Genomic DNA, 19,439 nt, shown 5'->3' on the forward strand with positions numbered 1-19,439 from the left:
CTGTTGCTTGATAAAGCAGTTAAAAACAGTACTATAAAAGGTGAAAGCCAGGAGGTGAGTATTTTTTTCATCTGTCTATATGATATGTTAAAAAATATCAGTCGCAATACTAATTTAATTTACCCGCTATATTAATCCCATTTAGTTGCTATACTAATATCATTTTGATAATTGACTTTTCCTTATTCCTCATTTCAAAACTATAATGGATGTGTTAGTCGTCTGGGCATGTTCAAAGAATGTCTGCCAACTATTTGTGTGTGGTTACAGCAATAAATTGATAATTTATTGCCTTTGATCGAATTGTTTTATTACCTTAGTGGCTTTACAAATTATGCGCTGTATGAAATGAGAAACGCCGTTTACCTAATAATCTGTTTATTCTCTTTGGTGATGTGCACCGATCATCCAAAAGAGTTATTGCCGGAACTGTCTCGGGCGGAATCGTTGATGCAGCATTGTCCGGATAGTGCTCTGATGATTTTAGATTCGATGAAAACTTTTTCACTGTCTAATGAATTTCAATATGCGACATGGTGTTTGTTAATTACTCAAGCACGTGATAAAAACTTTGTGAAGCATACTTCCGACTCCTTAATTAATATTGCGTTGGATTATTTTGAAAAACAGGATGATCCGGTGAGAAAAGCAACGGCGTTATATTATGAAGGACGCGTTAATTATGATCTTGGTAATGCGGAAGAGGCAACCAGTTTTTATTTACGGGCAAGAGATGTGGCTAAAGGTACAACGGATTATAATTTACTTCATTTAATAAATACTCATTTGGGTACGTTATATCTTTATAGGGATCTATGTCCCCAAACATCAGAAGCGTATAAAGCAGCTTATGATTATTCAGTCTTGATGGGTGATAGTTCAATAATCTCTTATTCTTTGTCTTATCTAGGACGTGCTTCTGTTATCTGTGGAAATATGGAGAAAGCTGTTGATTATTATAAAAAATCTATAGAAGTTGCAAGTCAATCTAAAAATGAGGAAGCTTTATCCTTTGCTTTTAATGAATTGGCTGCAGTGTATACTGGGAAGGCAAAGTTAGATTCCTCTTTATATTATCTTAAGAAGGTAATAGATATAGATGAAAAAAACGGTTCTTTTACTTTGGCTCAAACATATTTGGGGATGGGAGATACATATCGATTAATGGAACAATTTGATTCATCCTATTATTATTTGGCGAAGGCGTTGAATACTACTAATATTTACACAAAACAGGATGCCTTTAAGTGTCTATATTATTTATGTAGAGATTTTGAAAAATGTAAAGAAGCAATCGAATATAATGACCAGTATTGGTTATATGCGGATTCTGTAGAGAATATTGATCATTGTACGAAAATAGTAGAAATTCAATCTAAGTATGATCAAGAAAAGTTGTTGAATATAAACAATTGCCTAGAAATGGAGAAGGGAAAAATAGAAAAGATTGCATTGTGTGGAATTGTGATGTTGATTTTTCTAATTGGCTTGTTAATATACTTATATCAGCGTAAGTTGTTAAGAAAAGAACGTGCTATTCAGGATGCTAAAGATCAATTGCAGTCACGTTTAATTCAATTGCATGAGAATGAAGCTATAATTCGACTGAATGATAATCTAATAGACTCATTATCTTCACAGGTAGAAGATAGTTTCGGATTGCAAGAGCATATCAATGATCAGGCTTTGAAGATCGAACAAATTCGCAAAAAAAATGCTTTATTGCAAATTCAAAATAAGTCATTACAAGAAGATATTGAGAAGTATATCTCTAGTTTACAGGCTAAGGGCAAAGAGTTAGCAGTGTATAAACGCCTAGCAGTGGAGAATACTGCATTACATGATCGTCAAGAATATCTTTGTACCCAGTTGATTAAGCGTATAGAAGTGTTGAGTAAACTTAAGTTGACCCCTAAATGTATTCAGGAATCCCAATGGCCTGAAATTTTTGATTCTGTAGATATAGTATATCCTAACTTAACAGATCGTTTACATAAAGACTTTCCCTCATTAACGGATAGCGATCTTCAAATCTGTTGCTTAATAAAATTACATTTAAGTAATTCACTTCTATCCGTACTAACGGGTATTTCTCCTTCATCTGTAACCAAGCGTAAACAGCGTTTGAAAGAACGGATTAATCAGTATCTGGAAGCACCTTTGGAGAAAGAAATGTCTATTGAAACATATCTTTGGGAATACTGAGAAATGAATTGTCCACATTTTTGAAATATAAAAATAGCTATTTCTTTCTAAAACAATAGTTTGCGATTCTCGTTCTGTCCACTCTATGTCTCCCATATCCTTCTGTTAACCAGTGATAAAACGTATATCTTTGGCATATCTTAATCAACTAAATGTGATGTCATGCTAAAGAGTAAAAAAATGTTTTCTGGAACTGTTTGTATTTTCCTTGTATTCGTTTTTGGAGGATTAATCTTACAGGATTTGTCCGCAAGAACATCTCAGGAAGTCTCTTTTGTGGGGAGGTGGCTAGAAGTAAGTCGTTCTATTTCCCCTCTTATTCCGATTTCAGCCTTCGTTAATGACGATATCTTGACTATTCATAGTAGTTCCCAATATTCTGATATAACAATATGTATATCAAAAAATGGTGAAGTTGTTTATGAAGAGATTGTTCCTGCTTTGGTAACTGATTGTATTAAAATTGATTTGAGTGATTTTAATGAAGAAGTTTATTCTGTTGAGTTGACCAATCAATGGGGGGACTATTTAGTTGGGTACTTAAATGAATCATTGTTGCAACAATAAAGGAGAATGTCGAAAAGCCTTATAAGAGTAGACACAAATATTTAGCAATTACAATTATGAAAACAAATGAAAAGAATGTCATTTTACTGACAGAAGAAGAACTAAATTCTCTTCGTGGTGGTGTTTCTAGTGAATATGTAATATCTGAAGATACTTCAACATCCGAAGAGGATGGCGGTATTGGATGTTGCAATGGCAAAGGTAAAGATCAACCTAAAAAAGAGTTGTAAGTATATTGATATAAACTGTCAATAAATACTAGATTGAAAAGAATCCTCTACAACTGTAGCTATAAAATTATGGGGCTGTCTAAAAAGCTACTTATTTGTCAATCAAGTCAGGTAGGTATCCGAATAAAATAGAGTGTAAAAGACTTTTTAGACAACCCCATTAAATATAAACTTAATATATCGAATTTAAATTTTATAATCAATGGAAATCAAATATACTTTAGGAAAAAATTATGTATTGAGGCAAAATCAGAAAGATTCGTTTATGCTATTTAATACAAAGTCTTCTATTGAATATGATATATCACAAGAATTTTATTGTGTTCTTAAAATGTTTAAATATAATGTTTTAAGTTTAGATTATGTATATGAATATTTTAAAAAGAATAGAGTTGTTATAGACATATTGAAATTAGAAGAGAATTTTCATAGAATGGAATTTAGTGATTTGTTAGAGAAATCGAATCTACCAAACTCAAATAACAAAGATATTGTAGTAGATGGATTGCCTTTATTTGTAAATTATACACCTCAGAGAATTGATTTGGTATTAACTGAAAAGTGTAATTTACAATGTAAGCATTGCTTTCAAGAGTCTACACCATTTAATCCCTTAGATTTCTCTTCTATTGAAAAACTAATGGCTTTTTGTGATGAAATAGAAGAACTGAATATCAAAAGCTTGAAGATAACAGGGGGAGAGCCTTTTATTTACCCTGATATAAAAAAATTATTGAAACATTTAGTTCAAAAAAAATATCAAAAATCAATTCTGACTAATGCAATTCTATTAGATAGTGATATAATTGATATTGTAAAAGGACATAATTTTAGATTTGGTATATCTCTTGATGGTTCAAAGAGTGAAATACATGAATTTTTGCGTGGGAAAAATACTTTTGATCGGACTGTCAAGAACATAATGAATCTACAAAAGAATGGTATTTATTTTTCATTAAATACGACTTTGCATAGTTTTAATTATTTAGATATAGAGAAAATACTTGATCTGGGATTCAGGAAATTGGAAGCTCATAATATAAATATCAATATAATATTCCCTCTAGGAAGAGGTAGTGAAAATAATGAATTATGCTTGTCAAGAGAAAAAATATTCTATATCAAAAATAAACTATCTGAGCTTAGAGAGTTGTATCCGGATAAGATGATTCGATTGAATGATGCAGAAGAAACTTTGTCTTACGAAGATAATACAGATCTAATTTATTGTAGTGGAGGCACAAAAACTCTTTGTATAAACCCACAGCTTGAAGTTTATCCTTGCTCATATGCATTTGGTATGGACGAATTTAAGATGGGAATTGTTGGAAATGAAAGATTAATAGATATATGGCAGAATAGTAAATGGAATATTTTTAGAGGTGAGACTAAACTCAAAGATTTAAAATCGTGTCATTCATGTGCTTTTAATAAAAAGTGTACTTATCGTAATTGTCGTATAAAGCCTATATATCAAGGTTTGGACTTTTACTCTTCTATAACTTACTGTAAATTAGGAAACTCTCTTTGTTAAACATAATTGTGGATAATGGCGTTAAATAAGTACATATTCTTTATAACCTTTTTATTCATTGGCTTAAATCTGTATTCACAGAATCAGGTTAGTATGGTGAAAGGATTGTTAATGGATGATTCCGGACCTGTAGCATTTGCAAATATTTTGGTAATGGATATTGATTCTGCTTTTGTGGATGGGACAACATCAGACAATGTGGGAAATTTTTCCTTGATAAATATTCCCTATGGAAAATATATCATTAAAATATCTTTTTTAGGCTATGAGACGATTGTGTCTACGCATTATATAGATAAGCAGATGTATGATATGGGGAGATTACTTCTTCATCCTTCTTCCGTGTTTATGAAGGAAGTGGTAGTAACGGCTTCCAGACCTATATATGCATTGGAAAATGGAGTGTTGATAACAAATGTAGAAGGAACTTTGTTAAATTCAATAGGTTCAGCGAGCGATGTTCTGGAAAAAATCCCCGGAATAAATATGAAAGAGGGAATTGTGAATGTATTTGGAAAAGGTGTTCCAATTATTTATATAAATCATAGGAAATGTATGGACCAGAAAGAGCTTGAGAGGTTACAGTCTTCTGAAATTGAATCAGTAGAGCTTATTAAGAATCCCGGTTCACGATATGATGCTGAAGGGAAAGCCGTATTAATTATCAATACCAAGAAGACTGTATCCGGCTTATCTATTCAGTTATCTGAGACATTGGAACAATCAATATATTTAGGGGATGAGGAGAATCTAAGTCTTTCTTATGGAAATAAAGGGCTTAGTTTGTTTGCCTCCTTTTACCATTGTTATGAGAAGAAGAAAGTTGATGAAAATACTTTATATACGATAAATGCCGACACATTATGGAAACAAGAAATAAAATTTCCTTATAAGTATAAGTTTGCTAATTACAATTTCTCCGGAGGGTTTGATTGGAGTGTGAATGACAGACATTCATTTGGTGTACAATATCAGACTTCTTTTTCTGAAACTAGAAATAAAGTACGTTCTACGCAATTTATTACTGCAAATGATTTATTTTATGATGATGTAAAAAGTCTTTATACTATTAATGATGATCCGAAAAGGCATTTACTAAATGCTTTTTATCAGGGGGTTTTCAATGATAATTTTATTCTTCAATTCGATTTTGATTATTTAAAAAATAAAACACAGTCAATTCAACATACAGATGAACAGTCTTACATAACAGGCAATAGGATAGTAGAGACAGATAGTTATTCGTTATTTGATTTATATGCGGGGAAGCTAACAATTGACTATGATATGAAGAATATTGGGAAACTCCAGTTTGGGGCAGAGTTTAATAATATTAGAGGTAACGGCTATTATTTTAATGAAGATGGTTATGTTAAAAACAATATATATACAAATCATGAAAATAAAGCTGCCGGATTCATAAATTACCAGAAAGTATTCGGAAAATTGGAACTAGCAGCGGGAGTACGTTATGAATATTCCAAAGAGCTTTCTACGGAGGGTATACAAAAAATAGAGAAGGTGAATAAAAGGTATCATGATTTTTATCCTAATATAACGTTAGCTCGGGAATTTGGATTGATACGTATGGCTCTGAGTGCCAATAGGAAAACTAAACGTCCATCATTTGTACAACTTAACAACAATAATGTATATGTAAATCGCTTCTTGACTCAAAAAGGGAATCCTTATCTTGAAAAAGAGGGTATTTATGAGATAAATTATCAAATGATATATAGGTTTTTAAATATTGGTCTAGGATATACTTTCGTGAAAAAACCGATTAGTTATACTTTTGAAAGTGATCCAATAACCTCTGCTGAATCAATATTGAGCTATAAAAATTATCAAAAGTATCAAAAAGTAGATTTTTTGATTTCTGCAAATTATTCTTTGGGAATCTGGAAATCAGAAATAACGGGAGGAATTATTCAACCCTTTTTTGATATGGAGCAAAAATTGAAAAATCGTACTGATTTTTCTTGTAGCTTTTATAATGATTTCGTGTTGCCGTGTGATTTTATTTTCTCGTTGAATTATTCTTACCAAAGTCGCTATAATTCGTATATCGAGCAATTAAAAGGTTTTAATAGAGTTGATTTCAGATTAAGAAAATCTTTTTTTAACAAGTCTTTAGAGCTAAACTTTTTTGTTCATGACATATTTGATGGAGTTAAAGAGGGAACGATCATGAATGTTGGTAACTTTATATTTGATCAGGATCGAAAGCGCGAGTCGAGAACTTTCTCTTTATCAATACGATATAAGTTCAATAATAGTAAGAAAAATTATAGAGGGCAAAATGCCGCTCAAGATGATATAAATAGATTATGATGAAAAAGAAGTTCCTTTTTTTTAAACAATTGGATTCGATGGATTGTGGTCCAGCCTGTCTTAAGATGATACTATCTTTCTACGGAGCTGACTATTCATTAGCATTTCTGCGGAATCACTCATATGCAGGAAAGGATGGAACTTCACTGTTGAATATAAGTAAACTAGCCCAAAATGTGGGTTTTAAAACTACCGGAGGGTTATTCACACAAGACCAATTGATTAAAAATACAATATTACCCTGTATAATACATTGGAATCAAAATCATTTCGTTGTTTTATATAAAATAAAAGTTAAAAAGAGTAGTGTTGTAATTTATATTGCAGATCCAGGGAAAGGATTATTGACATATTCTGAACATGAATTTAAAGATCATTGGATTTGTACAAAGGTAGATAAAGAAGAGAGAGGTGTAGTTCTTTTGTTGGAACCTTCTGGCGTGACAGCTGATTTAAATAAACAGAATAAGGAGAAAAAGTATTCTAAATTATTATTTTTATATACTTATTTTGAACAATATAAAAAATCTTTTTGTCATTTGATTGTAGCAATACTTGTTGGAAGTATATTACTTCTTATCTTCCCTTTTTTAATGCAATCAGTTGTCGATATAGGAATTCAAAATAAGAATTTCAATTTTATTCTTCTTATTCTTTTAGCGCAATTGATGTTGCTGTTTGGAAGAATGAGTCTTGATTTCATCAGAAACAGAATTTTGTTACATATTAGTGCGAGAATCAATATTTCATTAATATCAGATTTTTTTATAAAATTAATGAAATTGCCAATGGCCTTTTTTGACGCAAAGTTACAAGGTGATTTGCTTCAAAGAATAGAGGATCACAAAAGAATAGAAAAATTTTTAACAACTCAATCTCTTACATTATTATTTTCGTTGTTTAATTTTATTGTTTTTGGAACTGTTTTATTTGTCTATAATGATCAAATATTTTTAATATTTATTACAGGAAGTCTTATCTATGGATTATGGCTATTATTATTTTTGAAAAAGAGAAAAATTCTTGATTACAAATTATTTGAACAGCAAGCAATTAATTCAAATAAAGTACTCCAATTGATAAATGGTATGCAAGAAATAAAGCTTCAGAGATGTGAAGAACGTAAGCGTTGGGAATGGGAAGATACTCAAGCTGATTTATTTAATATTAATTTGAAAACATTGTCATTGCAACAGATCCAAGAAGCAGGGGGTATTTTTATAAATGAGTCTAAAAATCTATTAATCACCATTTTGTCCGCTACTGCTGTTATTCATGGGGAATTAACATTAGGGATGATGATGTCTATACAGTATATAATCGGGCAATTAAATTCTCCAGTTGAAAGAATTATGAATTTTGTATATCAATTGCAAGATGTAAATATAAGTCTTGAAAGAATGAGTGAGATTCATAGTCAAAAAGATGAAATTTCAAAAAGTAGGAATTTGCAATATTTATCAAAAACAAATGATATTCTTCTTGATAATATAACTTTTCAATATGAAGGTCCTTACTCTCAAAAAGTGTTGAAGAATATATGTCTAAATATTCCCGAAGGTAAAATTACCGCTATTGTGGGTGCGAGTGGTAGTGGAAAAACTACATTAATCAAACTTTTATTAGGTTACTATAGTCCAATTACAGGTTGCATACAAATTGGTGATTCGAATTTGAATAGTATTGATTTATCTTGGTGGAGAACGCAATGCGGTGTTGTAATGCAGGATGGGTTTATCTTCTCTGAATCAATAGCTAAAAATATAGCTATATCTTCTGATGAAATTGATTTGGAAAGACTGATCTATGCGTCTCAAATTGCGAATATCCATGATTTTGTTTTGAGTTTACCTCTTCAATATAATACAATTGTTGGGCGGGACGGACAAACTCTTAGCCAGGGGCAGAAGCAACGTTTACTTATTGCTAGAGCTGCATATAAGAATCCTAGATTTATTTTTTTAGATGAAGCAACAAATTCGTTAGATGCTAACAATGAGAAAACTATCATAGATAATCTGTCTTCTTTTTATAGAGGAAAGACTGTTGTAATTGTTGCTCATCGTTTAAGTACTGTAAAGAATGCAGATCAAATAGTTGTATTAAATAATGGTTGTATTGTTGAACAAGGAAATCATGATAGTTTAGTAAGTAGAAAATCTCAGTATTATGAATTAGTCAAAAATCAACTAGAATTAGGCATTTAGTTTTAAAATATGAAAAATTGTAATTTAGAAAATATAGAATTAAGAAGCGAGAAGATTAGATCTATTATTGGTAATATACCAGCTTCATTATTACGATATGAAGTAGTTATTGTTTTGATTATTCTATTGTTTTTATTTATTCTATTGTTTTTTATCCCTTATAATGAATCTTATTCTGTAAAATTAGAGTTATCAAATGAAAATCAAAAACTAAATCAGGTTACTGATTCAAACGGATTAAATCATATTGATTATACAGATAATATTTCCAATAAACTGAAGTTTAAAGCTTATGTTGAAAAAGATATAGCAAAAAAAATTGTAATTGGACAAAAAGTAGATGTGAATGCAAGTAATTTTTGGTGTAAGATTAATTTTGAAGCAATCGTATCACGAACATATCCTCTTTCTGAAGGTGATCTTTTTAAAATAGAAATAGAGAGTAATAATTTTATGATTTTTCATGAACATTTTTTTTATAATTCTGATTTTGAGGGTACTGTTATATTATCCAGTCAATCTTTATATAGATACTTTTTATTATCTAGAAAACTAAAAAAATATTAATTGTTATGTGTAAATATTTGATTGTTATTATTGTTGTTTTTGATATATTTTCGCTTTTTTCTCAAAGTGAACAATATTATCAATTACCGTCAAAGGAGATATTGCAAATGACTGATTTTACATTTCCACCATCTATTGCCGTAGATAATGAATGCAAAAAGGTATTTTTTATGTTTGAAAGTACTTATAAATCTATAGAAGAACTTTCAGAGAAAGAGTTGTGTTTAGCTGGATTAAGAATTAATCCTCAATTAAATATATCAAGTACAGTTACCTATGTAAATAACATTAAATATAAATATATTGAAGACAATAATATTAAACAGGTTCATGGTTTACCTGATACTCCAAAATTGAGTAATTTTAAATGGTCTCCAGATCAGACAAAAATAGCTTTTACTAATACAACCGATAAAGGTGTTGAATTATGGTATTTTGATTTTTGTACAGGTAATGCACAGTGTATTTCTAGAGATAGCTTAAATGCGAATATCGATATTCCTTATTGTTGGCATAGTAATGGAAAGAGTTTATTAGTCAAATTTATTCCGTTTAAGAGAGAATCATTAATTGAACAAAGTAATTGTGTTCCATCAGGACCAATTATTCTGGAAAGTAAATCAGGTGTAAAATCTCCTAATCGGACGTATAAAGATTTAATAAAAAGTCCTATTGATGAATATAATTTTCAATTGTTGAGTCAATCTGAATTGTTTTTAGTTGATTTACATGGTAACAAACAAATGTGGGCATCCAAAAAATCGTATAAAAAAATTTTGTTTTCTCCTGATGGGAAATATGTACTTGTAGAGATATTACATAAGCCATATTCATATATGGTGCCTTATAATAAATTTTCTACAACAACAGTAATTTATGATTCTAAAGGAAATGAAATAGACACAATCGAAGAGGTTCCTTCACTGGAGTCTATACCTAAAGGTTCTATGTCTACAATAAGCAGCAGGCGTGAAATAACTTGGAGGTCCGATAAACCTTCTACTATATATTGGGTCCAAGCGATGGATGGAGGAGATCCTGAAAAGAATGTTGATTATAGAGATGAAATATTTGAACTACAATCTCCATTTAAAGGGCTTCCAATAAGTTTAGTAAAAATAAAGAATCGCTATGCAGGTATTATTTGGGGTAATAAAGATTATGCTGTTGTAATTGATCAATGGAAGCCCACCCAGAATATTAATACTTATGTTTTTAATCCTTCGGTTTCTAATAGTTCTCCTGAGTTACTCTTTACCCAAAAATATCGTGATATTTATAATGATCCAGGTGATTTTGATGTGATAAGAAATCAATATGGTTATTATATATTGAATATGGATTCAAATAGTGTCTTTTTAATTGGACAAGGTTATTGTGACAAAGGGAAATACCCTTTTATTGATAGGGTTAATTTAGAGACAAAGAAGAAAGAGAGAGTCTATCAATCAAAAAATAAGACAAAATCTTTGACTATAGAATCCGTTGTTTCTATAAAGAACAATGAGATACTAGTTAGTATTCAGTCGCCAACAGAGTATCCCAATTTTTATTTGTTAAATTATAAGAAACATCGTTTTGTAAATAAACTCACGAATTTTGATAATCCATTTAAAAGTATAGAAGGAGTTTATAAACAAGTTGTAAAATATAATCGGCCTGATGGTGTACCATTAACAGGAGTACTCTATCTGCCTAAAGCATATGATAGAGTAAAAAAAACAAAATTACCAATGCTCTTGTGGGCATATCCTCATGAATATAAAGACAAAAATACTGCGGGACAAAGTACGGTTAATCTTAATAATTTTACCTATGTACATTATGAGTCTCCTATTTTGTGGGTATTAAAAGGATATGCTGTTTTTGATGAAGTATCATTCCCTATTGTTGGAGAAGGTGAAAATTTTCCTAATGATACCTTCATTGAACAATTAATTACAGATGCAAAGTCTGCAATTGATGCAGTTGATAGTTTAGGATATATAGACAGAAACAGAATTGCAGTAGGAGGTCAATCATATGGAGCATTTCTGTCCGCGAATCTACTAACTCATTCTGATTTATTTGTTACAGGTATAGCTCGTAGTGGAGCATATAATAGGACATTAACTCCTTTTGGTTTTCAGAAAGAAGAACGTTTCTATTGGGATGCCCCTGATGTGTATAATTCAATTTCTCCTTTTATGCATGCTGACAAAATGAAATATCCATTATTATTGATACATGGTGAATGTGATGACAATCAAGGTACTCACACAATGCAAAGTGAGCGTTATTTTAGTGCGTTAAAAGGGTTAGGAGTTCCTGCACGTTTAGTCCTTTTACCAAGAGAAAAACATAACTATGAAGCCCGTGAGTCTATTTTGCATATGCTTTGGGAAGAGGAATGTTGGTTAGATAAGTATCTGAAATCTGAATGATGGAATCGAAACTGGACTTTTCATCCGATTTGATTATTGATTTTCCACCTTGAATAGAACACGACATACGAATGAAAAGCGCTTTTTACCTGTTCGCTTTTGTGAAGTGTTATCGCCTGGGTTAGTATATGCTAGATCTTGAATGTTAAGCCATCCGAGCAGCATTAAACATATAATAAAGAGACGACAGGTATCATCCTTATGATTATGTCGTCTTTTTCAAATGTATCACTCTGGTTAAGGGGTACAATAGTGTCTTGTTTTGGGCCGAGATTTTGTACGGCTTCCAATAAGCCGTTATATTCGCGATCGAAGTTTTCATTGTAGAGCCCGATATCTGTCACATACACTTTTTGGGGGACGTGCTTGTATCTTGAGTAAATGGCTGAACATGGGGTGAAATCCAGTAGATAAAGCGTCTTTCAGGGATGAAAAGTATTCCAGAAAGATTGTCGGCGATTTTATATCGAACATCCCAGACAATTTATTTGCGGAAACAAGATTTCCAATATTGGTTATATTATTAGGTTATCAAACATAACTTATATATAGTGTAATTTCTGGTTGTTTATAAGTTATGATTGATAAAATTGATAAAAGTGTATATACAGGTGACTTACCTGATTCCGGATGAAAAAACCCGGGAACGTGAATTTGGGAACCTGATGGCTATCCAGGATAATTATCCGAAATATGTAGTTAGTCTGGATGAGTTCAACAGAGGGAGTGATGTGGAAGGGATTATGCATCTTCATCTTTCGGATTTCCTGAAAAAGGAGATCTTGTAAGTACAGGCGTTAAATAATAGGAAGTGTTAAAAAATTGGGTCTATTCCTATGATTTATTCTATATAATAGTACCTGAATTAGTACATGCCGAATCTTTTATGTTAAGTCATTCGGACATCATTAAACATGCAATAAAGAGGCGGCAGGCATCATTCTGATGATTATGCCGTCTTTTTCAAATGTGTCACTCTGGTTAAGGGTTACAATAGTGCCTTGTTTTAAGCCGAGATTTTGTACGGCTTCCAATAAGCCGTTATATTCACGGTCGAAGTTTTCATTGGTGATAGTCAAACAGACTTGTATGGCTTCTTTTACAGTGTTTTTCTCAATAGCGATAAAATCGCACTCGCCACGGTCTTTGTAATAGAAAATGTGTTTGTATCTTCTGCGCAGATGTAAGAAAACGAGGTTTTCCAGACGCCTGCCCATATTGTCACTGGTTGATAGGGCGTTTTCAGTGTAGAGCCCCATATCTGTCACATACACTTTTTTGGGGTTACGTGCTTGTATCTTCAGTGAATGGCTGAACATGGGGATGAAATCCAGTAGATAAGCGTCTTTCAGGAATGAGAAGTATTCCAGAAAAGTTGCCGGCGATTTTATATCGAACATCCCGGACAATTTATTTGCGGAAACAAGATTTCCAATATTAGTTATCAGGTATGCAGTGAGTTGACGCAGTGAATTAACATCCCGAACAGAATGTCTGATTGCTATATCACGCATTAGTATATCATCCACTAAAGCATTCAGTACATACGAAACGTCACTTTTCACATACTCGGGAATTCCTCCTGTTTTCAGATAATCGATCACTGCATTTTCGTCATTGTTCAATTTTTTGAAACGAATAAACTCGGAGTAGGAAAACGGAAACAGTTCCATTGATAAATGTCTGCCTGTAAGGTGTGTGCCTAACTCTACACTAAGCATAGAGGCATTAGAACCGGTAATAAAAACTTTATAACCTTCACGTAATAACTGGTTAATAAACTTTTCCCAGTTTTCTATGACCTGCACTTCATCGAAGAATAATACCCGTATTTCTCTACGTTCAATTTCTTTGTGCAGACGGGTAAAGTCGGCTGTTTCAAAACCGGAAAGACGTATATCGTCAAAATTAAGATATATGGCATTCTGATAATCCCGGCGAAGTAATTGTAACAATAATGTACTTTTCCCGCAACGCCGTATTCCGGTTATGATGGTCGCGAATGAATTCACTATTGGTATCTGAGACAAGGCATCGCGGCTAAAGCCGGAATCTTGTTTCAAAAACACTTCCCGTTGTGAGTCTATCACCAGGCTTATTTCTTCTTGTCTTATCATAGCCGTACTTTTATCAAAGATAATCTTCTGTTACAAAGATAAGATATCTTTCGATAATAATGAAAGATATCTTTCATTTTGAATGAAAGAATATGCAGTGGCGTAGATGTTTCGTTGTTAAGTTATCAATCATAACTTATGTAAAGTAGACAAATCAAAAGTTACACGGGAAACATAATTTTAATACTGTGATATTTTCGATTGTGGAAGAATATTCTTACATTTGAAGAAATATTTTCGAGTATGGAAGAAAATTTTGCATTGCTGAGTAAATATAATTTTTGGAATGGGAATGTTCCTGAATTAGGTTTTATACGGGTTGGTTATACAGATAAGATTTTTGATTACACAGGAAATAGGCTGATCAAAGTTCTTGTAGGACAGCGTCGTGTAGGGAAAAGCTATCTGCTTCGGCAAATTGCTTACCGGTTAATTCAAAGTGGAATAAATCCTCGGAATATATTTTATATCAATAAAGAATTTACTGATTTTGACTATGTACAGGATTATCATGATTTGGAAACTTTGTTGAAACAGTATAAAGAAGCTTTGAATCCTGATGGGAAAGTTTGGTTGTTCATAGATGAAATACAAAATATATCTGGCTGGGAGCATTTTGTAAACTCTTATTCTCAGAACTTTATAGATAGTTATGAAATCTTTATCAGTGGTTCGAACTCGAAAATGTTATCGGGAGAATTGGCTACCCTTTTATCCGGGCGATATGTGAATTTTGAAATATTTCCATTTAGCTTTCAAGAATATGCAGGCATAACCGGTAAAAGTGAGAGCAGACAAAGTTATATTGAATATATGGAAAGCGGGGCTTTGCCGGAGTTATTTATTTTACCCAATAATGAAACCAAGCGTAATTATATCGCGGCAATAAAAGATACTGTCTTATTAAGGGATATTATTCAACGAAACAGTATAAAAGATCCGAAGTTGCTGGAAGATATTTTTATTTATCTCGTAAATAACGCCTCCAACCTGGTTTCGATCACTAATATTCTGAACTTCTTTAAAAGCAATAAAAGGAAAACTACTTATGATACAATATCTAACTATATAGGTTATATTGAGAATACTTTTTTGATTCATAAGGCTGAACGCTATGATATAAAAGGGAAAGACACTGTATCCGGTAATTGTAAGTATTATATTAACGATCTTGCTTTTAAGAATTATCTTTATTCTGGTTTTGCCTACGGAATTGGTTATAAACTGGAAAATCTTATTTATTTACAATTGCGACGTTCCGGATATAATGTGTATGTGGGCGCGATGCGGGATAAAGAGGTCGATTTTGTGGCCAGTAAAGGTGATCGTATTATTTATTTGCAAAGTACGTATCTGCTTTCGGACGAACAAACTGTCCGTCGCGAATATGCTTCTTTGGAAGCGATTCAGGATAACTATGAAAAGTATGTTGTGTCTCTTGATGATTTTTCTTTTCCTTCCAATAAAGGGATACAGCATATTCAGGCTTGGAAGCTGACGGAAATTATCTGATTAACTTATAATGACACACGACAAACGAATGAAAAGCGCTTTTTACCTTATACTCTGTCTGTTAACTTTTGTGATGTGTAATAAACGCTCTGAAGTGTTGCCGCCTGAGTTAGTACATGCCGAATCTTTAATGTTGAGCCATCCGGACAGTGCTCTGGCTATTCTTGATTCAATGAAGATACCGTCTCCTGAAGATGAATTACAGTATGCTACCTGGTGTTTGCTTAGCACACAGGCCCGAGATAAAAATTATCTGAAACATACGTCGGATTCTTTAATAAATAGAGCTCTCGAATATTTTGAGAAGCAGGATGATCCGCTCAGGAAGGCAACAGCCTTGTATTATGAAGGACGTGTAAATTACGATATGAATAGGGCAGAGGAAGCTGCAACATTCTATTTACGTGCACGGGATGTAGCAAAGAATACAACGGATTATAATTTGCTCTGTTTGATAAATTCCCATCTGGGAACATTGTATCTTCATAGGGACTTATGTACTCAAACAACTGAAGCTTATAAACTAGCTCATGATTACTCCCTGTTATTGGGAGACAGTGCAACTATATCATACTCTTTTTCATATTTGGGGCGTGCTTCTATAATCTGTGGCGATATGGAAAAGGCTGTGGAATATTATAAGGAAGCCATAGATATTGCCGAAAAATGTCGAAGTCAAAGAGCTTTAACTTCGGCTTGTGCAGAAATAGCAATGGCATATACCAGAATGGGGGCACTAGATTCGTCTTTGTATTATCAGGTAAAATCACTAGGTATAGATGAAAGATCCGGTTCCCTTGATTTTTCACAGATACGTTTAGGAATAGGAGAGACATATCGGTTGATGGGGCAGTTTGATTCGGCTTATTACTATTTAGAAAGTGCGTTGAATACGACGAATGTATATGTCAAAAAAAATGCAAGCCAGGAATTATACTATTTGTATCGGGATTTCGGAAAATATAAAGAAGCGATAGCGCATAATGATTTATATCGAATGTATGTGGATTCGGTAGAGAATATTAATCGTAGTATGAAAGTGGCTGAAATACAGGCAAAATATGACCGGCAAAAGCTTTTAAATGAAAATAATCAATTGTTGATTCAGAAAAGTCATTTTATAAAAAGTGCTTTGTCCATTCTGATCTTATTGCTTATACTAATTGGTTCATTGATATTTGTCTACCAACGTAAATTATTGCGTAAAGAGCGTGATATTCAGAAAACGAAAAAGCAGTTGCAGTCTCATTTAGTTCATTTGCGTGAAAATGAATCTGTTATCAGAAAGAATGAAGGTTTGATCAAATCATTATCTTTGCAAATAGAAGAAAATACGGAACTGCAGGAGTCTTTGCAGGATAGAATTTTTGAAATTGAATGTATTCGCCAAAAGAATGAATCACTACTTGGTCAAAATAAGCTTTTACAGGAGAATATAGAAAACTACATTTATAAGTTACAGGAAAAAGGAATTGAGATAGAGACTTATGAATGTTTGGCAGTTCAAAATACAGTTTTGCATGACCGTGAAAAGTTCCTTTGTAACGAATTGGTAAAACGAATGGAAGTATTAAATAACCTGGCAGTATCTCCTCGTTATATAACAGATGATAAATGGACTGAAATCTTCGATTTAGTAAATATGGTCTATGAGGATTTAACTTATCGTCTGCAGAAAGATTTCCCCACATTAACGGATAGTGATCTCCGGATTTGTTGTCTGATTAAATTGCATCTGAGCAACCCCATTATAGCGACATTAACAGGAATTTCCTCTTCTTCCGTAACTAAACGGAAACAGCGTTTAAAAGAACGTATCAGCCAACATTTGGTTACTCCCCTGGATAGGGAAACTTCAGTCGACGCTTTTCTTTGGGAATATTGAAAAATGATTTGTCCGTATTTTATGGATATAATAGATGGTAATTGCTTTATTAATAGTATTTTATAATTTGTGGATGTCCACATTGATTCTATCCTTGTTTGTTGCAAAACACATATCTTTGTTATGTATTAATCATCTCAAATAATTAAAATCATGGTAAAGGGTAAAAAAATGTTTACATGGATTGTATGTGTATTTTTTGTACTTATTTTCAGTGGATTAATAGTACAGGATTTGTCTGCAAAGACAATGTCCGCAGTTACATTTGGCGGTTGGTGGACAGAAGGGCATCGTTCTGCTTCCGGAGTTGTTCCTATTTCTGCTGTTATTAATGGGGATATCTTATCTATTCAAAGTTCCAGCCAGCGTTCCGATATTGTTGTACGAATATCGAAAGATGGCATTGTTCTTTATGAAGCGAGAGTTTCGGCTTCAGAAGCAGAATATACTATGATTGATTTAGGTGGTTTAGATGCAGATACGTATGTTCTGGATCTGACAAACCAATGGGGAGATCACCTATATGGAATATTTGAAAAAGAAGGAAGTAATAGTCTATAGGTAATAAGATGTTTGCAAAGTGTTTTGAGAGTGTGTGAAACTGACTAACTATTTTGTTAGTGGTAAAATCAAGTGAATAGAGTTTATATTTCATATATAGGCTCTATTTTTTTATTTCCATTGATCCTTTTTATCTGATTTACCTTGCATTTTAATGGCTTTTTATAAATCATTTTTGGGTATATTTGAATGTTTATTACTTTAACTTTTATACGATTGATTTTTAACCAAAAAGAGGATTTACTTTTTAAACAAAACTTTTACAGCTTCTGTTCTATATGCAAATCGAAAGAAATATACTTCCTCTGTCTTTTCCTTGTACTAAAATGACTCTGGTCGGTATTTTAGGTGTTAAGTTAATCACAAGATAAATTTGTTTTATTATGGGAAGAATTGTGTATTTTCTTCATGCCATTGGTATGCTTTTTTTATTATCATCTTGTATAAAAGAAGATATGGATGATTGTGTAATAACACATACTGTAAAAGTATATGTAAAGGATAAGAATTATTCAAATATAGAGAGTGTTTTCCAGCTGGTAAAGAAAGATGAAAACTTGCCTTATCGTGCATTTATTAGTACGGTGCATTATCAGTTACGTGATATAAAAACCGGACAGATTGTTGAAGAAAAGTCAGATAATGCATTAAGTAGCAGTGACCAGTTCTATACAATTCAGTTCAATAATTTACCTCAGGGTGATTATAATCTTACTGTGTGGGGGAATATACAATCGGAAACGGCAACCGGTATTTTACATAATAATGGTAATGAGTTGACAGATACTTATGTTGCCAATAAAAATATCACTTTTACTTCCGAGCCTTTTTCCGACCTGTTAATGTTGGAGAGAGCTAAAGGTGATTTGCTTCTGCTTTGTTCGAATTTCCCGTCTGAGATAACACAGGTAGAAGAAAAAGTTACTTCATTATATGATACGGTAGATCCTTATTTGAAGTATACGGGGAATACGACTGTTCACAAAACGGGGCCTGTTAAACCTCTTATTGAGACTGTGCTGGCACCTTCTGTGGCGGGGGGAAGTTCGAAGTTACACCTTCGTTTCTTTTCCGGTACTTCCGGGAATGCATCTAAAGAACTTGTTGTTCCGGAAATACCTCTTATAATGAATCGAAATCAGGTAACTGCTGTGGAGGTTAACTATAATAAGATCACCGACGTATTGGAGATATGGACGTATGTCGATGGTGAGTGGACTATGATCCATCATTTGGATATCTTAAACACCAAATAATATATTCTTTTTTCTAGTTATTTACTTTAATAATTTCGGCT

Annotated in this window: 14 protein-coding genes; 13 read left to right on the top strand and 1 reads right to left on the bottom strand. The window is 32.5% G+C overall.

Annotation, left to right across the window (positions count from 1 at the left end; all coding sequences use genetic code 11):
- The first annotated feature begins 348 nt into the window (after positions 1-348).
- The 9 genes from HMPREF1212_RS21860 to HMPREF1212_RS27215 all read left to right on the top strand — a co-directional run bounded on the left by HMPREF1212_RS21860 (position 349) and on the right by HMPREF1212_RS27215 (position 12,855).
- A complete protein-coding gene (locus tag HMPREF1212_RS21860; protein ID WP_046151299.1) occupies positions 349-2,205 on the top strand; it encodes a tetratricopeptide repeat protein in 1,857 nt (618 codons plus the stop codon).
- A gap of 162 nt (positions 2,206-2,367) precedes the next feature.
- Entirely contained in the window at positions 2,368-2,772 is a 405-nt protein-coding gene (locus HMPREF1212_RS21865) for a DUF3244 domain-containing protein (protein WP_046151081.1), read from the top strand.
- A 56-nt stretch (positions 2,773-2,828) separates the two neighbouring features.
- Positions 2,829-3,002: a hypothetical protein gene (locus HMPREF1212_RS27050; RefSeq protein ID WP_157317104.1), complete on the top strand. Its 174-nt coding sequence runs from the start codon at positions 2,829-2,831 to the stop codon at positions 3,000-3,002.
- Positions 3,003-3,204: 202 nt separating this feature from the next.
- The gene (locus HMPREF1212_RS21870; protein ID WP_046151082.1) at positions 3,205-4,536 is read left to right on the top strand and encodes a radical SAM/SPASM domain-containing protein; all 1,332 of its coding nucleotides are present in this window, start codon (positions 3,205-3,207) and stop codon (positions 4,534-4,536) included.
- A 93-nt stretch (positions 4,537-4,629) separates the two neighbouring features.
- The gene (locus tag HMPREF1212_RS21875) at positions 4,630-6,870 is read left to right on the top strand and encodes a TonB-dependent receptor (protein ID WP_198293294.1); all 2,241 of its coding nucleotides are present in this window, start codon (positions 4,630-4,632) and stop codon (positions 6,868-6,870) included.
- Positions 6,867-9,077: a peptidase domain-containing ABC transporter gene (locus HMPREF1212_RS21880; protein ID WP_046151084.1), complete on the top strand. Its 2,211-nt coding sequence runs from the start codon at positions 6,867-6,869 to the stop codon at positions 9,075-9,077. Before HMPREF1212_RS21875 ends, HMPREF1212_RS21880 begins: the two co-directional genes overlap by 4 nt.
- A 9-nt stretch (positions 9,078-9,086) precedes the next feature.
- A complete protein-coding gene (locus tag HMPREF1212_RS26445) occupies positions 9,087-9,644 on the top strand; it encodes a hypothetical protein (protein ID WP_052725082.1) in 558 nt (185 codons plus the stop codon).
- A gap of 5 nt (positions 9,645-9,649) precedes the next feature.
- On the top strand, positions 9,650-12,067 hold the full coding sequence (locus HMPREF1212_RS21890; RefSeq protein WP_046151085.1) for an alpha/beta hydrolase family protein: 2,418 nt from the start codon (positions 9,650-9,652) through the stop codon (positions 12,065-12,067).
- Positions 12,068-12,648: 581 nt separating this feature from the next.
- A complete protein-coding gene (locus tag HMPREF1212_RS27215) occupies positions 12,649-12,855 on the top strand; it encodes a hypothetical protein (RefSeq protein ID WP_082099962.1) in 207 nt (68 codons plus the stop codon).
- Between the two features lie 120 nt (positions 12,856-12,975).
- Here the strand turns inward: HMPREF1212_RS27215 and HMPREF1212_RS21900 are convergent, their stop codons facing one another.
- Positions 12,976-14,184 carry an ATP-binding protein gene (locus HMPREF1212_RS21900; protein WP_046151086.1) on the bottom strand — a complete coding sequence of 403 codons (1,209 nt, stop codon included), beginning with the start codon at positions 14,182-14,184 and terminating at the stop codon, positions 12,976-12,978.
- 243 nt (positions 14,185-14,427) lie between these two features.
- On the opposite strand from HMPREF1212_RS21900, the gene HMPREF1212_RS21905 reads away from it, so the two are divergent.
- The 4 genes from HMPREF1212_RS21905 to HMPREF1212_RS21920 all read left to right on the top strand — a co-directional run bounded on the left by HMPREF1212_RS21905 (position 14,428) and on the right by HMPREF1212_RS21920 (position 19,398).
- On the top strand, positions 14,428-15,696 hold the full coding sequence (locus HMPREF1212_RS21905; protein WP_046151087.1) for an ATP-binding protein: 1,269 nt from the start codon (positions 14,428-14,430) through the stop codon (positions 15,694-15,696).
- Positions 15,697-15,724: 28 nt separating this feature from the next.
- The gene (locus tag HMPREF1212_RS21910) at positions 15,725-17,581 is read left to right on the top strand and encodes a tetratricopeptide repeat protein (protein WP_046151088.1); all 1,857 of its coding nucleotides are present in this window, start codon (positions 15,725-15,727) and stop codon (positions 17,579-17,581) included.
- A 153-nt stretch (positions 17,582-17,734) separates the two neighbouring features.
- Entirely contained in the window at positions 17,735-18,142 is a 408-nt protein-coding gene (locus HMPREF1212_RS21915) for a DUF3244 domain-containing protein (RefSeq protein ID WP_028730185.1), read from the top strand.
- A 383-nt stretch (positions 18,143-18,525) separates the two neighbouring features.
- The gene (locus tag HMPREF1212_RS21920) at positions 18,526-19,398 is read left to right on the top strand and encodes a FimB/Mfa2 family fimbrial subunit (RefSeq protein ID WP_046151089.1); all 873 of its coding nucleotides are present in this window, start codon (positions 18,526-18,528) and stop codon (positions 19,396-19,398) included.
- The last annotated feature ends 41 nt before the right edge of the window (positions 19,399-19,439 follow it).

It is taken from the genome of Parabacteroides sp. HGS0025, assembly GCF_000969845.1.
Taxonomy (GTDB): domain Bacteria; phylum Bacteroidota; class Bacteroidia; order Bacteroidales; family Tannerellaceae; genus Parabacteroides; species Parabacteroides gordonii.

Excerpts from the sequence above, each read along its gene's own strand:
- HMPREF1212_RS21860 (WP_046151299.1), top strand. The coding sequence starts at position 349 with ATGAGAAACGCCGTTTACCTAATAATCTGTTTATTCTCTTTGGTGATG.
- HMPREF1212_RS21865 (WP_046151081.1), top strand. The coding sequence starts at position 2,368 with ATGCTAAAGAGTAAAAAAATGTTTTCTGGAACTGTTTGTATTTTCCTT.
- HMPREF1212_RS27050 (WP_157317104.1), top strand. The coding sequence starts at position 2,829 with ATGAAAACAAATGAAAAGAATGTCATTTTACTGACAGAAGAAGAACTA.
- HMPREF1212_RS21870 (WP_046151082.1), top strand. The coding sequence starts at position 3,205 with ATGGAAATCAAATATACTTTAGGAAAAAATTATGTATTGAGGCAAAAT.
- HMPREF1212_RS21875 (WP_198293294.1), top strand. The coding sequence starts at position 4,630 with ATGGTGAAAGGATTGTTAATGGATGATTCCGGACCTGTAGCATTTGCA.
- HMPREF1212_RS21880 (WP_046151084.1), top strand. The coding sequence starts at position 6,867 with ATGATGAAAAAGAAGTTCCTTTTTTTTAAACAATTGGATTCGATGGAT.
- HMPREF1212_RS26445 (WP_052725082.1), top strand. The coding sequence starts at position 9,087 with ATGAAAAATTGTAATTTAGAAAATATAGAATTAAGAAGCGAGAAGATT.
- HMPREF1212_RS21890 (WP_046151085.1), top strand. The coding sequence starts at position 9,650 with ATGTGTAAATATTTGATTGTTATTATTGTTGTTTTTGATATATTTTCG.
- HMPREF1212_RS21900 (WP_046151086.1), bottom strand. The coding sequence starts at position 14,184 with ATGATAAGACAAGAAGAAATAAGCCTGGTGATAGACTCACAACGGGAA.
- HMPREF1212_RS21905 (WP_046151087.1), top strand. The coding sequence starts at position 14,428 with ATGGAAGAAAATTTTGCATTGCTGAGTAAATATAATTTTTGGAATGGG.
- HMPREF1212_RS21910 (WP_046151088.1), top strand. The coding sequence starts at position 15,725 with ATGAAAAGCGCTTTTTACCTTATACTCTGTCTGTTAACTTTTGTGATG.
- HMPREF1212_RS21915 (WP_028730185.1), top strand. The coding sequence starts at position 17,735 with ATGGTAAAGGGTAAAAAAATGTTTACATGGATTGTATGTGTATTTTTT.
- HMPREF1212_RS21920 (WP_046151089.1), top strand. The coding sequence starts at position 18,526 with ATGGGAAGAATTGTGTATTTTCTTCATGCCATTGGTATGCTTTTTTTA.